This window comes from Streptobacillus felis, assembly GCF_001559775.1.
In the GTDB taxonomy this organism is placed as follows: Bacteria; Fusobacteriota; Fusobacteriia; order Fusobacteriales; family Leptotrichiaceae; genus Streptobacillus; species Streptobacillus felis.
In genome coordinates this window covers 22,698-38,282 of the sequence record NZ_LOHX01000300.1, presented here as the reverse complement: position 1 = coordinate 38,282, position 15,585 = coordinate 22,698, and the positions used below count along the sequence as shown (strand labels likewise).

Sequence of the window (15,585 nt, the reverse complement as noted above, 5' to 3'; positions counted from 1 at the left end):
TTTAAAATTACTTCTGCCATTTTCTTCTCCTATTTTAATTCACTCATTGGAACTAAATCCATATCAGCATAATTTTGATTTTCTCCAGCCATAGACCAAATAAATGTATAGCTTCCTGTACCTGCTCCAGCATGTATAGACCATGATGGAGATATTGTTGCCTGTTCATTTTTCATTACTAAATGTCTAGTTTCATTTGTTTCTCCTAATAAATGGAACACTCTTGTATTTTCTTCCATATCAAAGTAGAAATATGTTTCCATTCTTCTATCATGTGTATGTGCTGGCATAGTATTCCATATACTTCCTTTTTCTAACATAGTCATACCCATTAATAGTTGACAAGATTCACAAACTGATGGATCTACATATTTATATATAGTTCTTTCATTTGATGTTTCTAATGCTCCTAATTTTACAGGATTTGCTTTTTCTATATCTATTTTAACTATAGGATATTCTTTGTGGGCTGGGGCAGAAACTATATAATATTTAGCAGGAGTGTCATTATTATCAGAGGTAAATATAATTTCCTTGTTCCCCATTCCAATATATAGCCCGTCTTTATTATTCATTTCATAAGTTGTTCCATCTATTATTACTTTTCCTTTTCCTCCAACATTAATTAAACCTATTTCTCTTCTCTGTAAGAAAAAATCAGTTCCTAATGCTTTAACTTCTCCTAAAACAACTTCTTTATTAACTGGTTTAACTCCACCAGTTATCATTCTATCATCATGTGAATATATTAAATTTACTGTATCTTCAACAAAAACTTCCTCTATTAAAAATTTTTCTCTTAATTCTTTAGTATCATATTTTTTCATATCTCTTGGATGTACTGAGTATCTAACTTCTAATTTCATATTTTCCTCCTAATTTTTATCTTGCAAGCCATGCACCGTCTACTGCTAGTACATGTCCATTAATATAGTCTGATGCTTTAGATGATAAGAATACTACAGCCCCCATTAAGTCTTCAGTTTCTCCCCATCTTCCAGCAGGTATTCTATTTAAAATTTCTTGATTTCTTTTTACATCATCTCTAATTGGTTGTGTATTTGCAGTTTTAATATATCCAGGTGCTATTGCATTAATTTGAATATTTTTATCTGCAAGTTCATTAGCAAATGCTCTAGTAAGACCCATAACACCATGTTTACTAGCAGTATATGGTGGAACAAATTTTCCTCCTTGGAAAGATAACATTGAGGCAATATTAACTATTTTACCGTGTCCTTGTTCTGCCATAACTTTAGCTACTCTTTGTGATAAGAAATATAGCGCATTTAAGTTTATATCCATAACTGCATTCCAATCTTCTTCACTATATTCTAATAATGGAGCTCTTCTTATAGTTCCTGCATTATTAACAAGTATGTCAATCTTACCAAATTCTTTAAGGCTTTCTTCAACTATTTGTTCTCTAACATCTTTTTTAGTTAAATCTCCTTTTACAAATATTACTTTTTTCCCTAATTTATCTGCATATTCCTTTACTTCATTTACATTATCATCAAATGTAGAAATAACTAAGTCTGCACCAGCTTCCATTAAAGCTTTTGAATAAGCAAGTCCTAAACCTGTGTTACCTCCTGTAACTATAGCTGTTCTACCTTCTAATGAAAACATTTCAGTTAAAAATTTATTCAAGTTTCAACACCTCTTTCTCATTTATATTTACTTCATATTTTTTATTACCTACAATAACTCTTATATTATCTATATTATCTTCAATATTTACATTTTCATTTTCATTATTAAATATTATTTGATAGTAAAGATTTTCATTTGAATTATGATCTATCCAAATTTTTACAAAGTATCCAAATTCAATTTCATTTATTTCTATATTAAACTTATGATTTGTAATTAATTTGTAAACTAAATCATTTATAATTATTTCTTTATCATTTATTTTAATATTTGGTTTTTGTTTATATAACCTATTTTCAATTGTTGTATATATTTTTTCTTCACACCTTATATTACTGTTTATAACTAAAAGTGAATTCACCGTATAAATATATGTTTTATACATTGATAGTTTTTTATTGTGATTTTCAAATTCCATAAAATACATCATTTTATTATCTTTTTTAATACACCTAACTATTTCTGCATTACTCATATTTATATCTAAAGCTTGTGAAGTATTTATACCTTCTAAATTCTCATATATCTCAGTAGTACCTGGCATATATCTTGAATCTACATTATTCCAATAATTAGAATATGTTACATCACTAGTATAAATGTATATCATTCCATCGCCAGTGTACCAACCTTTTAAATTTTCTCCATTAAAGCTTTCATAATTAGAAATATATTTACTATGACCAGCAATTGCAATTGCTTTATTTTCATCTTTAATAAATGCTCTATTAATTACATTACTTATCTTTATTTCTTCTATATATTCCTTTTTACTTCTTCCTTCCATGTTATTTTTTGCAAGATTATATATACAAGGTGAAAGTTCTTTTTCAAAATATGAATAATCTTCATATTTAAGTATCTCACTAGCAACTAAATCTTTTAAATCTTCATTTTCTAAACCATTTGCTATTAATAGTATAGAATTCAATATCATATGGCCTATAGTTTTATCTGATGAATTTTCTCTAGTGATTGCTCTACCATTTAACATATCAGGGAAGGCACCTTTATACATATATGGTTTATAGCAATTGATTATTATATCTTCTAACTGCTCTATTCCTTCTAAGTATTTAATGTATTTACTACCATATAGTGCATATATTATTTCTCCTATTCCTTGTAACAAAACATTACCATATGTCCCGTTATATGCTACACTACCATGTTGTATAAATGATCCATCAGTATAGAATCCATCTCTTTGTGTACCGTTTTCTAATTTATCTAAATTTTTTTTGTATTTCCAAACTTCAGGAAGAGATTTAAGTGCTAATTTAAGCTCTTTTTCATCATTTAATAATAAAGATCTAAAAAATGAAATTTTTACTGTATCTACTCTATTTCCTCCAGTAGATATTCTAAATGGTTTATTGCTTGGATGTATAGCAACTGGATTATTACCAGAATATCTTGGGTCTTTTTGGAAATATATACTAGTTTCTAAATTTATTTCTTTTTCTGATATAAATTCTTCATTATTCATTAAAATGAAAATATCATTTAGTAGTAATGGTATTCCAATTTCCCATTGCCACCAATTATTTTTTTCTACAGAAGATAGATTGTAATAATTAAATCTTAAATATTCTAAACTTCTTAGTATAAGTTGCTTTATTTCTTCATCTAAATATCTTATATTTCCTTCCTGATTATATGCCTTAGCTAATTCTAAAATATTATTATATTTAAGTTTTACTTCAGCTATATTTAGTCCTTCTAAATACAATAACTTTTCTATATTTTTACTTTATTCTAATTCTATTTGCTTTTGCTTATCCAATGGTAAATCTTTAAAATTACCTATCAAATATTCTCTTCTTTTAAGTAATATTTCTTTCATAACTTATCCTTTAGAAACCGATTTATAATCTTGATAATAAATTATACCCTAACTCTTTGATTTGTCAATAACCTCTATATATTTTTTATAAAATTTTTCTGTCTCTATTTTAACACTTTCATAACCTAATTCTTTAACATTCTTAGTTAGAGCACTTCCTATACCTAATGCAAAAGCTCCTGATTCTAACCATTTATCCATATTGTCTATGCTTACTCCTCCTGATGGCATCATCTTTGCATATGGTATTGGACCCTTTACATTCTTTATGAAGTTTGGTCCTAATAAATCTCCAGGGAATAATTTTACTAACTCTACTCCACTTTCTAATGCTTTTACTATCTCTGTTATTGTTGCACATCCTGGTAAGTAAGGTACTTTGTATCTATTACATACTTTTGATATTTCTACATCTAAATGTGGTGATACTATAAATTTTGCTCCCTTCATTATTGCTATTCTTGCAGTTATATCATCTAGTACTGTACCTGCTCCTACTAATACTCCTTCTATATTTTCCTTAGACAATCTTTCTATAGTATTTTCTACATAAGGTGTTGAAAATGTTAGTTCTATTATTTTTATTCCACCTTCTATTACCTTTTTAGATATTTCGTAGGCATCTAAATCATCTTTTCCTCTTATTACTGCAACTAATTTTTCTTTTTCAATTTTATTTAAAATATTTTCACTCATTTACATCCCTCTGTTCACTAGTTTTAATAAATTCTTCTAACTTTTCCCTAGTAGGAAGTCCTTCATTATCACTTCTATGTCCTACCTGTATAGCTCCTATAGCATTAGCTCTTTTAAGCATTTCTTCACACGATAGATTATCTAAAATACTTGATATTATACCTACAGCAAATCCATCTCCTGCACCTACTGTATCAACTACCTTTTCAACTTTAAAACTTGGTACAAAAACTTCTTTTTCCTTATCAAAGCAATAAGAACCTCTTTCTCCATCTTTAATAATTATTCTCTTTACACCCATTTCAAAGTACTTATTCTTAATATCATTAATATCTTTTAAACCAAGTAATACTTCACATTCACCTATACCTGGTAATATTAAGTCTACTTTAGTACAGATATCATTTACAATTTTCTTCATTTTTTCTATATCATCCCACATTTGAGGCCTTAAATTAGGATCAAATGTAATATATATATTTTTTTCTTTAGCCTTTTTTATTAAGTAGATTATAGCTTCTCTAAAACTTTCAGATATACCTAGTGGTATTCCTGTAATATGTATCAAATCAAATTCTTCTAAATTTATTCTATCTATTATTTCCTTAGTAATCTTACTTGCTGCAGAATCTTTTCTGAAATAATGTATCAGTGGATCTCCATTATTTACTTTAGATTTTAACTGTAATCCCGTTCTATTTGTCTCATCTACTTCTACATACTTACTACCAATTTTTTCTTTCTCAAGAAAATTTTGTATTTTTTCTCCAAATGGGTCATGACCAAGCCTAGTAATGTATTCACAATAAAATCCAAGCCTTGTAAGTCCGACACAAACATTAAGTTCAGCCCCTGAAATACCTGTTAAATACTTTTCTATTTCAGAAAGTTTACCCTTATCTTCAGCCATAAGAAGCATCATAGCTTCTCCGACTAATAAAACCTTTTTCATTTCTTGCTCCTATTCTTTGTTGATCCTCTTTTAATTAACTTAGCTGGAAGTTCTATATACTCTATAGGTTTTTCACTATTTTTTATTCTTTCTAGCATAACTTCAGCACACTTAACTCCACATTCATATGATTTTTGACTTATGGTTGTAATACCTTCTTTGTTTACAAGTTCTGCCCAACCCCAATCATCAAAACTACATATACCTATGTCATCATCTTCTATATCATATCCAAGTTTTTTAATACTTTGTAATACTTCTAATAAGACCTTACCATTCATACAAAAAATTGCTTTTCTTTTTTTATCTTTATTTAGGTAATGAAGTATTTTCCTTTCTAAATCCTCCTTGTCTTTTTCTTCATAGAAGTATGTCATATCTTCTTTAATACCAAAATATTTATTAAGTGACTCTAAATATGCATCATGTCTTAATTCACGTATATTATTAGTTAATTCATAAGTAAAGAATGCTACCTCTTCATAACCATTTTCATGTATATGTTTCATAGATTCACAAGTAATATCATGGTTATTAATAGTAACTGTATCAATTATATTTTTTTGATGTATACTTCTATCTGCAAGTACTATAGGTATATTCTTTTCTTCTACTAAACTAACTAAATAGTCATCATTACTACCTGAAGTATTAATTATTAATCCATCTATGTTATATGATATTAGTGATTCTATAGCAGATATTTCATCTTCTTCATGATTACTAATTTCAGTTACTAATACCCTATAACCATTTTTCTGACAAACTTCTGAAATACCTTTAAATATATAGCTAGAAAATTGATTTCCAATATCAGCTATAGTACATCCAATAATTTTACTTTGCTTATTTTTCAGACTTCTTGCCATACCATTAGGTACATAATCAAGTTCTTTAATACTTTTAGCAATTCTTTCTCTTGTTTCAGTTGACATAAATTCATATTTACCATTCAAGTATCTAGAAATAGTCGTTTTAGATACTCCAGCATGTTTTGCAACTTCAATTATTGTCTTTTTCATAAATTTCACCCCTTTAGAAACCGTTTTCTAAACTTTTCAATATATTATAACTAGATTTTTCTCAAAGTCAATAGGTAAAATAAAAAAATTTCAAAAAAAAGATAGATCTTTTTAAAATCTATCTTTTTATTTGTTATCTTTTTTCAATTTTCTCTAATTTTTCTAAAATTAATTTATTTGTTTTCTCTAAATTAGAAATTTTTTCTCTTAATTCACTAACTTCCATCTCTAACTCATAAACTTTTTCATCAAGTAAGTTAATGTTTCCATGTCTTTGTAATGTTAACATATCTTTTCTTCTTGATTCTAAATTATCAAATTGATATCCAAGACCTGCTCCTATAGAGAAATATCCTTTAGTATTTATAGCTCCACTTGCTCTATAAACTACATTTCCACTTTCATTTAATCCTGAAAGTCCTAAAGCAAATGCATGTTCTCCGTTATAGTAACCATAAGATCCTGCAATGTTGTGTCTATGACCTGCAATATTACTTACTTGTGGTAAGTTTGCCATTGCTACAGCACTTGCAACTCCTGAACTTGCATCTGTCTTAACATCTTTTATTGCATTACCTTGATTATCAAGTTTATCTTTTATTTCTTCAGTAAATTCTATTTTTATACCTTCTGAACTTGCAGTAGTTTTAATGTATTTCCCATCACCTTTAATATTTAAAGTTTGATTATCTAATAACACATCATTTTTACCTTCATCACCTGCAAATTTTAAATTAATACTACGTAATTGTGCCACATTTACCGCATCTGTATCTTCAGTCCCTGCAGCTACATTAATTATTTGACGACTTTGTCCTTTATTACCTATAGATAATGCCGAAAGTCTTGATGTAAGTGCTGAACCTTTTAATCCAGCATATTTATTTTCTCTTTTATCAACTTCTGCTACATTATATCCCTTAACTCCATCTTTTCTATCTGCTATAGAAAGTGCTCCTAAAGCAATACCTGTTTCCACTCTAGAGTCAGCACCATAACCAATTGAAGTTGCAAAATCTTTATCTGATTTTGTTCTATATCCTAATGCTATTCCTGTTAAACTTTTAGCTGATGAATTTTCTCCTATAGCTATAGCAAATTTAACATTTGTTTTAGATGGATCAGGTGTTCCTGCTACTGCTTGAGTTCCTATTGCTATAGTTCCTTCATTTATAGCCTTAGCACTTGAACCTATTGCAATTGCACCCACATTATTTCTCATATCACTTGTATCTAATGCTCCAGTTTCAGCATCTCTTCCTATTGCTATTGCTCTTTGATTTTTAGCAACTGCTCCATTACCTATTGCAACTGCATCTTCTGCTTTAGAATTTGCATAACTTCCTAAAGCTGTAGAGTTAATACCTTGTGCCTTAGCTCCAAGTCCTAAAGTTGATGCTCCTTTTTCTCTAGCACCACCTTTAGCCCCTATTTTACCTTGGTTAGTTAATTCATTTCCATCTTCTTGTATTGCTTCACCTGTATTTACATGTACATATACATTACTAATACTATCTTCTACTTGTTTACTAATTGCATAAAGTTGAGAACCATTAACTGCATCTTTAGAAATTCCAGATATCTCACCATCTGCTACATTAGTTATCTTATTATCACTTAAATTTAAATTCCCTCCAGTAACTTTAACATCATCTGAAAACTCTATTTTAGCCTTATCTGCCTCATTAGAAATTGACTCTATATTTACTAAATTTTTAGCAAGTTTAATAGTCATAGTTTCATGATCATCTGCCGCTACAAATATATTGTTTTTAGCACTATCATATGCTGTATAATGAGTAACATTATCATCTCTTTCTCCTACTAGATTTACTGTACTATTAAGCATATGTCTGTTTTCATATAAATCATTATTTCCTTTAAATATTAAGCCATCATTTAAAGTCGCTATAGTTTCTGTCATTCCACTTTGATAATCTTTATAAGTAGCATAAGTTATTCTTGTAGCCTTTGAAGGATCAAACCCACTAAAAGTTACAGTAGGAACAAATAAAGTTGGTGCACCTTTTTCTACTTTAAGATTTGCTTGAGAGTTTTCACCAGCAATATAAATAGAACCTTTACCATTAGTATCTCTTATTACTACACCACCATCATAATAGTCCCCACCATATACTACAATCTTTTTATTTACCTTCAAATTATCAAAAGTCGCATCTGCCCCAAAACCATACGCACCTAATAACATTAATATAATTGCTTTAGTTGTTAAATTAACCTTACCCTTTAAAAATGTTTTTACTTTTCTCTTTGTCAATTCTAAATTCATGGCTTTCTCCTCTTTTAAATTTTATGTAATCTTATCACAAAACTCGATATTTGTCAAACAGTTTTTTTATATCTGTCTAGTATATAAATTAGATTAAATTTAAAAATAGCTAATTAGATATTTATTATAAAATTAGCATACTTCTTTGTAAATAAAAATAATGGAGTTTCCTCCATTATTCTTCCCAAAATAGTTCATCTAAACTTTTATCTAAAACCTTGCATATAGCTATACATAAATTAATTGTTGGATTATAATCTCCCTTTTCTATAGCATTTATTGTTTGTCTTGAAACACTTACAAGTTCTGCAAGTTGTTGCTGTGATAGATCTTTAAGTGCCCTCGCTGCTTTTAATTTTAAATTTTTCATTATTCTTCATCCTCTTTATGAAACTTATTTCTAATAAATACTCCCCCTGCAATTATAAACATTAGAAGTGATACAAGAATGTTTACATATGATTTAAGTGAAATTCCAAGGAATAAATTTAATAGCCCTATAGAAATATTTGTAAAATAGATTTTTTTCAAATTAGCACCAAATTGTAGATAAGAATCTGTAAATATTGTAAATGCAGCAACTATTGTAATACCTACAAGAATAGATGTAATAACAAACATAGTTAAACTAATCATTTCACTATTATTTACTTTTTTATATACCTCAGTTACTAATGCAAATAACATCATAAAAACTAACATTCCATTAAATCCATATTTGTATCCTAAGTTAAGATTTTGTTTCTGTCTTTCATCAAATTTACATTCTAATCTCTTTCTTTTTCTATATGTTAATAAAAATACTATAGTAACAGAAACTATAATCCCAATTAAAAAAGCTAAATTGTTTTTCATAAAATCATCTCCCATCTTCTTAACACTAATATACAATATATTTTCTTTTTTGTCAAGTATATTTTACATAAAAATATTTATATATTACAAAAAGGACCTTTCGGTCCTTTTGTTTTATCTATTTTTTCTCTTTCATTATACCTAATATAACTGCTCCTAATACTGAACCTATTAATATAGCTAATAAGTATAGGAAGAAGTTAGAGCTTAAGAACATTACTAATATTCCTCCATGTGGTGCAGGTATTTTAATATTAAATAACATAGTAAGTGCTCCTGCTAATGCAGAACCAATAATAGCTCCTGGTAAAACTCTTAATGGATTTGCTGCTGCAAATGGTATAGCACCCTCAGTTATGAACGAAATACCCATGATATAGTTTGAAAGTCCTGCTTCTCTTTCATCTTTATCATATTTAGATTTAAATATTGTAGTTGCAAGTGCTATTGCAAGTGGTGGAACCATACCTCCAGCCATAACTGCTGCCATTGCACTTGATCCTCCAGTTGAAACTGTTGCTGCAAGAGTTCCTGTACCAAATACATATGCTGCCTTATTAACAGGTCCACCCATATCTACAGCCATCATACCACCAAGTAAAGCACCTAATAATATTCTTGAACTTGCACTCATACTTTCAAGGAAGTTTGTAATTCCTGTATTAATAACACCAACTACAGGATTTAAAATAAATGCCATTACAAGACCTGTAAATAATACTGTAATTACAGGTGCAAATAGAATTAAATTAATACCTTGTAATTGTTTTTTCATATTAGCTGTTGCTTTAGAATAATATTTAGTAACATATCCTGCAAATAATCCTCCAACTAATGCTCCTAAGAATCCTGAACCACCACTTGAAGCTAATGCCCCTGCAACTAGACCTGCTGCAAGTGCTGATTTTTCACCTATACTATATGCTACATATCCTGCAAGTATTGGAACAAATAATCCAAATGCTGCACCACCTATTTGCATAAATGTAGCCGCAAGTTTAGAAGTAGATCCAAATCCTCCTCCAGCATTAGAATTTCCTGCTAATGTATCAAAAAGGAAAGCTAAAGCTATTAATATTCCTCCACTTATTACTAGAGGTAACATGTAAGATACACCTGACATTAAGTGATTATATAGTCCTTTTTTATCATTAGTACTAGCATTTGTACTTCCTGATTTTTCAAAATTAGCTACAGTTCCTTTTCCTGCTATGGTATCTAAAATTAGTTCTTTTGCTTTATTAATTCCATCTTTTGCACTAACTTTAATAACTTTGTAACCATTAAATCTATCTTCATTAACACTTTTATTAACTGCAAGTATTACTCCACTTGCTTTTTCTAAATCTTCTTTAGTGATTTCATTTTTTCTTCCATCAGTACCATTAGTTTCAACTTTAATATTTACTCCTAATTCTTTAGCTGCTTTAACTAAAGCATCTCTTGCCATAAATGTATGTGCTATACCTGTAGGGCAGGCAGTAACAGCTACCACATACTCTTCTTCCTTATTTTCTACCTTTTCCACAACTTCTTCTTTGGCCTCTATTATATTTAATACTTCTTCATAACTAGTTGCATTAACTAATGCATCTATTTTAGCAGAATCTAACATTACATCTGCAAGCTTAGTTAAAATATCTATATGTAAGCTTCCTTCATTTTCTGGAACTGCTATCATGAAGAATAATCTTGATTTAACTTCTTCACCTTCACTAAAATCTATTCCTTCTTTTTTAGTAGCTATTACTAAACCTGGTTTACTTACTGCACGTGATTTAGCATGAGGTGTTGCAACACCTTCTTCTAAAGCTGTATGAGAAAGTGATTCTCTTGCAAATAAATCTTCAATAAATTTAGCTTGATCATTAATAACATCTGGTTTAAAAGCTTTAGCCATTTCAACTATAGCATCATGCTTATTATCAGTATTTAAACCAAAAATTACTTGATTTTCCTTTAATAAGTTCTTTAGTTTCATACTATTATCTCCTCCACTTTAATGTCTTTTATTAAATTATCTATCATTTCTTTATTACCAATTCCATATGAATATGCAGTAGCTGATCCACATGCTATTGCTAATCTTAATTTTTCTATATCGCTATAGTTATTCACATGAGCATATGCAAAACCTGCTACCATTGAATCTCCTGCTCCTATGGAATTAATATATTTGCCATTGGGAATATTCGCCTTAAAATACCTTCCTCTTTTAACTAATATAGCCCCCTTACTTCCCATAGAAACTAATACATTTACTATACCCTTATCTATAAATTTTTTAGCATATTCATAAACTAATTTATCATTATCTAATGTTACATTAAATACATCTTCCAATTCCTTTATATTAGGTTTAATCAATATATTTTGATATACATTATCATTTAGCTTATCCCCTCTAGTATCAAGTATAACCTTAGCTTGAGTTTTCATTGAAAGCTCCTTATAAATATCTCCTCTTATACTACTAGGTATAGAACCAGCAAGTATTAATATATCATCAACATTTAATGTCTTTACGAATTCTACTAACTTATTCACATCTTCTTCTGATATTCTAGGTGAAATTCCTGCAATTTCTGTTTCTCCTTCCATATCATTTATTTTCACATTTATTCTAGTTATTCCTTCTATATCTATAAAATTATTTGATATATTCATTTCATCAAGACTTTTTTTAATGAATTCCCCTGTAAAACCTGAAGTATATCCTAAGGCTATAGAATCTTCTCCTAAATTTTTTAACATTATAGAAACGTTAATACCTTTACCACCAGCTCTAAAATTTACCTCTTTTGATAGATTTAGTTCTCCTATTTCAGTTTTATTTAAATATATATCATAATCTAGGGCTGGATTAAGTGTTAAAGTATATATCATTTTCCCTCCTTCTTTTCAGTTATTAAAATTGCATCTGTATATTCTGCAAACTTAACTCTTGAAATACTATTTAATTTTGTGCTATCAGAAAGTATTATTGCTGTTTTTGATCTCTTTATAGCTTCTCTTTTTATCATCGCTTCTTCTATATCTGGAGTTGAATAACCAAATTCAACATCTACTGCATTTGCTCCAATGAAAGAAATATCAAAACTGTATTTTTCTAATTGTTTAATTGCAGTAACACCAATTATTGCCTTTGTTTTAGGCTTAACTTCTCCACCAAGTAGTATAAATGAAATGTTATTCTTTATTAATTCATTAATGTGTTCTACACCATTAGTTATTACAGTAACATTATTGTTTTTTAAATAAGGTATAAGTTCAAAAACTGTTGTTCCTGCATCTAAATAGATTAATGTATTAGGATTAATATATTTAGAGGCTCTTTTTGCAATTATCCTCTTTTTATCTAAATGTTTACTACTTCTAACATTATAGTCTTCATCTACATTACTATTTCTATACTCTATACCACCTGAAATTCTATTTAATTTTCCCTGTGATTCAAGCTTTAAAACATCTCTTCTTATAGTTGCTATGGAAATATTTAGCCTTTCCTCTAATTCTGAATATTTAACATAATCATTTTCTTTTACCATTTTTAAGATTAAATCAAATCTTTCCTTTTGTAAATTTTTACTCATAATCATGTCCTCCTACATACATTATACCCTCATTTTTGATTTTGTCAATGATAAAAAATGAAAAAAATGATTTTTTTTGAAAATTTTTCAAACTATTTACTTTATGCATTTTATAAGCTATACTATATTGATTAAGGAGTGATTTTTATGCCTAAGATAATAACAGAAAGAGAAAAAAAGATTAGAGAAATATATAAGAAGTTTCCAAAAAGACCATATATTTCAGAAGAAAACAATTTAAAAACTACTGTTCCTTATAGGAATATGATACCTGTAAGTGAAGATCTTGTTCCTGGGGATATAATACTTTTATGGAGAATAAACTTTAGAACTTTTACTACAGAAAGTCCTTTCCCTAAGTATTTTGAATATGATTATGGAATTAATGCTCGTGAAAACCTTCAAAAACTAATAGATAATGGTTATGTATTCATTGAATCTACTTTTGATTCTATGAGACATGTTACAGCAAAATTTTTAAAAGATATTTTTAAAAGGGAAGGTTTTAAAGGTATTTCAGCTCTAAAGAAAGAAGAATTAGAAGAACTTGCCATAAATACATTTACAGAAGAAAGAATGTCTACAGAATTTTCTATTAGAGGTTATGCACTTACGTATAAAGGAAAGGTTGCATTAGAAAAGCATAGATATATAGTTAATAAACATCCACAAAAGGTTATGAAATGATAAAAAGTTTAGGTCAGATAATGATATATGTTGAAAATACTACAGAAAGTATGAAATTTTGGACAGAAAAAGTAGGACTTGTATTACTAGAAACTATGGAAAATGATGAAAATATTTCATATGTAATTGCACCAAAATTAGATAGTGAAGTTAAATTGGTACTACACGATAAAGAATGGGTTAGAAGTATTAATCCTGAAATTAATCTTAGAACTCCATCTATATTAATGGAAAGTGAAAATATTAAAAAAACATATCATGAGTTTATAGAAAAAGGGATAAATGTAAATCCCGTTGTAGATTTAGGATTTATGAAAACTTTTAATTTTTCTGATAATTAAGGTAATTATTATGCAATAAGGGGAGTATAAACTTACTCCCCTATTTTTTTTGACCAAGAAACTATATATGAAAACATTAATAAAGATAATATTGTTCCTTCTCTAACATATATAGGTAATGAATAAATATAACTTAGTGAAAGCGATATTATCACACATAAAGTTTCTATAGTGTATCTTGTAAATACGAATTTAAATCCAAATTTATCTTCTAATAATATACATAAGTATTCTATAGGAAATTTTAATGTGTTGTAATGCATTACTCTTCCAACACCAAAGGCAGCTAATATATTCCCTATTATAAATACTATCATTCTTACTGTATAGTTAGTAAAATTAATATTAGATAATATTCCATATAAAAAGAAATCTATTACACTTCCAAACATTATTATTGCTAAAAACATTAAAATATAGTCTATAATTCTTCTATTTTTATCAAAAAATAAGCAACTAAACATGAATAATAAATTTGCCACAGTGGTAATGATTCCAACTTTATAATTTAAAACCTCTGCAACAGCAACATTTAATGCACTGTATGCACTAACACCTATAAGTACTTTAATAGTTAAGGCTACTCCAAAACCTGTAATAGCATAAAATAACAACGATAAACCAATTTTCCTATAATTCATTTTTCCTCCATATATAAAATAGAATGGCTATGACCATTCTATCTCATCTCCTCTTTCTTTAATTATTCTATATACTTTTTCTTCATCTTCTAATAATTCTTTTATCATATCCATATATGATTTAGCTCTACTTTCATTTTCTGGTATAGTAATATAGAAACCTACATAAATACCATTATCATAATCATGTTGAAGATCTAATAATAATTCTGGTCTATAACTTTTTACATAAAAGTCAAAAAAAGCCGCCCAATTTTTACCATTCATATATGCCCTTTTATCTATAGCTTCCATTTTTTCACCTATCTCATAAGGTATATCTTCTGTAAGGTATAAACAAATATCAATAAAATCTTCATTATTTACTAATTCTAAATAGTCATTCATAAATTCTTCTCCAATTCTTCAACAGAGTTATATACTTCAACGATATTTCTATCTTTTTGAGTTAAGAATCCATTTATAACCATTTTATCAAGATAAGAAACAAAATCATTATAGTATCCATCTATATTTAATAAAATACATCTAGCATTACTAATACCCAGTCTAATACTTGAAAATCCTTCACTAAATTCTTCTAAAGTTCCAGGCCCTCCTGGAAGTGAAATATATATATCACTTTCAAATAGAAGTTTTTTTCTTTCTGACATAGTATTAACTACAATTAATTCTGTTATTTCCGTATGTGCAATTTCTCTATCTACAAGAAATTTAGGCATAATACCTATTACTTTACCTGACAAAGATAAACAAGCATCTGCTACAAGTCCCATTAAACCAATTTTACCAGCACCATAAACTAAGGTGTTATTAGTTTTGGCTATTAATTTACCAAGTTTAATTACCTCTAATGAAAACTTTTCATTATTACCAACACTAGCTCCGCAATATACAGATATCTTCATAAGACCCCCTATATAAAAAAAATGGAGGCGATAATCAGACTCGAACTGATGTAAAAGGTTTTGCAGACCTCTGCCTAAGCCCCTCGACCATATCGCCA

Annotated in this window: 17 protein-coding genes and 1 tRNA gene; 2 read left to right on the top strand and 16 right to left on the bottom strand. The window is 28.2% G+C overall.

The genetic code is table 11. The features are described 5' to 3' along the window. Window positions 1–29: 29 nt before the first annotated feature. The 12 genes from kduI to AYC60_RS06395 form a co-directional block, all read right to left on the bottom strand. Window positions 30–866, bottom strand: a complete 837-nt coding sequence (kduI, locus tag AYC60_RS06450; protein WP_067322645.1) for a 5-dehydro-4-deoxy-D-glucuronate isomerase — start codon at window positions 864–866, stop codon at window positions 30–32. A 16-nt stretch (window positions 867–882) separates the two neighbouring features. Then, window positions 883–1,653, bottom strand: coding sequence for a 2-dehydro-3-deoxy-D-gluconate 5-dehydrogenase KduD (gene kduD, locus AYC60_RS06445; protein ID WP_082762589.1), 771 nt, complete (start codon window positions 1,651–1,653; stop codon window positions 883–885). Beyond that, complete coding sequence (locus tag AYC60_RS06440) at window positions 1,646–3,388, bottom strand: polysaccharide lyase family 8 super-sandwich domain-containing protein (protein ID WP_067322642.1); 1,743 nt, start codon at window positions 3,386–3,388, stop codon at window positions 1,646–1,648. The genes kduD and AYC60_RS06440 overlap by 8 nt, the downstream gene beginning before the upstream one ends. 162 nt (window positions 3,389–3,550) lie before the next feature. Then, window positions 3,551–4,198 carry a bifunctional 2-keto-4-hydroxyglutarate aldolase/2-keto-3-deoxy-6-phosphogluconate aldolase gene (locus AYC60_RS06435; RefSeq protein WP_067322640.1) on the bottom strand — a complete coding sequence of 216 codons (648 nt, stop codon included), beginning with the start codon at window positions 4,196–4,198 and terminating at the stop codon, window positions 3,551–3,553. After that, entirely contained in the window at window positions 4,191–5,150 is a 960-nt protein-coding gene (locus AYC60_RS06430; protein ID WP_067322637.1) for a sugar kinase, read from the bottom strand. The genes AYC60_RS06435 and AYC60_RS06430 overlap by 8 nt, the downstream gene beginning before the upstream one ends. Next, complete coding sequence (locus tag AYC60_RS06425) at window positions 5,147–6,172, bottom strand: LacI family DNA-binding transcriptional regulator (protein WP_067322635.1); 1,026 nt, start codon at window positions 6,170–6,172, stop codon at window positions 5,147–5,149. Before AYC60_RS06425 ends, AYC60_RS06430 begins: the two co-directional genes overlap by 4 nt. A gap of 133 nt (window positions 6,173–6,305) precedes the next feature. Further along, the gene (locus AYC60_RS06420; RefSeq protein ID WP_067322633.1) at window positions 6,306–8,462 is read right to left on the bottom strand and encodes a YadA-like family protein; all 2,157 of its coding nucleotides are present in this window, start codon (window positions 8,460–8,462) and stop codon (window positions 6,306–6,308) included. A 175-nt stretch (window positions 8,463–8,637) separates the two neighbouring features. Next, on the bottom strand, window positions 8,638–8,832 hold the full coding sequence (locus tag AYC60_RS06415; protein WP_067322630.1) for a helix-turn-helix transcriptional regulator: 195 nt from the start codon (window positions 8,830–8,832) through the stop codon (window positions 8,638–8,640). Beyond that, entirely contained in the window at window positions 8,832–9,317 is a 486-nt protein-coding gene (locus AYC60_RS06410) for a hypothetical protein (protein WP_067322627.1), read from the bottom strand. Before AYC60_RS06410 ends, AYC60_RS06415 begins: the two co-directional genes overlap by 1 nt. A gap of 118 nt (window positions 9,318–9,435) precedes the next feature. Continuing rightward, entirely contained in the window at window positions 9,436–11,298 is a 1,863-nt protein-coding gene (locus AYC60_RS06405) for a PTS fructose transporter subunit IIABC (protein ID WP_067322625.1), read from the bottom strand. After that, complete coding sequence (pfkB, locus tag AYC60_RS06400; RefSeq protein ID WP_067322623.1) at window positions 11,295–12,203, bottom strand: 1-phosphofructokinase; 909 nt, start codon at window positions 12,201–12,203, stop codon at window positions 11,295–11,297. The genes AYC60_RS06405 and pfkB overlap by 4 nt, the downstream gene beginning before the upstream one ends. Continuing rightward, on the bottom strand, window positions 12,200–12,910 hold the full coding sequence (locus AYC60_RS06395) for a DeoR/GlpR family DNA-binding transcription regulator (RefSeq protein ID WP_067322620.1): 711 nt from the start codon (window positions 12,908–12,910) through the stop codon (window positions 12,200–12,202). The genes pfkB and AYC60_RS06395 overlap by 4 nt, the downstream gene beginning before the upstream one ends. A 147-nt stretch (window positions 12,911–13,057) precedes the next feature. On the opposite strand from AYC60_RS06395, the gene AYC60_RS06390 reads away from it, so the two are divergent. Together AYC60_RS06390 and AYC60_RS06385 are read left to right on the top strand one after the other, a co-directional pair. After that, window positions 13,058–13,597: a hypothetical protein gene (locus AYC60_RS06390; RefSeq protein WP_067322618.1), complete on the top strand. Its 540-nt coding sequence runs from the start codon at window positions 13,058–13,060 to the stop codon at window positions 13,595–13,597. Then, window positions 13,594–13,938, top strand: a complete 345-nt coding sequence (locus tag AYC60_RS06385) for a VOC family protein (protein WP_067322615.1) — start codon at window positions 13,594–13,596, stop codon at window positions 13,936–13,938. Before AYC60_RS06390 ends, AYC60_RS06385 begins: the two co-directional genes overlap by 4 nt. A gap of 32 nt (window positions 13,939–13,970) precedes the next feature. Here the strand turns inward: AYC60_RS06385 and AYC60_RS06380 are convergent, their stop codons facing one another. From AYC60_RS06380 to AYC60_RS06365, 4 genes are all read right to left on the bottom strand, one after another. Next, complete coding sequence (locus tag AYC60_RS06380) at window positions 13,971–14,579, bottom strand: YczE/YyaS/YitT family protein (RefSeq protein WP_067322612.1); 609 nt, start codon at window positions 14,577–14,579, stop codon at window positions 13,971–13,973. Between the two features lie 27 nt (window positions 14,580–14,606). After that, window positions 14,607–14,966, bottom strand: a complete 360-nt coding sequence (locus tag AYC60_RS06375) for an Imm51 family immunity protein (protein WP_067322610.1) — start codon at window positions 14,964–14,966, stop codon at window positions 14,607–14,609. Then, window positions 14,963–15,487 carry an LOG family protein gene (locus AYC60_RS06370; protein WP_067322607.1) on the bottom strand — a complete coding sequence of 175 codons (525 nt, stop codon included), beginning with the start codon at window positions 15,485–15,487 and terminating at the stop codon, window positions 14,963–14,965. Before AYC60_RS06370 ends, AYC60_RS06375 begins: the two co-directional genes overlap by 4 nt. Before the next feature lie 22 nt (window positions 15,488–15,509). Further along, a tRNA-Cys gene (locus AYC60_RS06365) sits at window positions 15,510–15,584 on the bottom strand. Window position 15,585 lies beyond the last annotated feature (1 nt).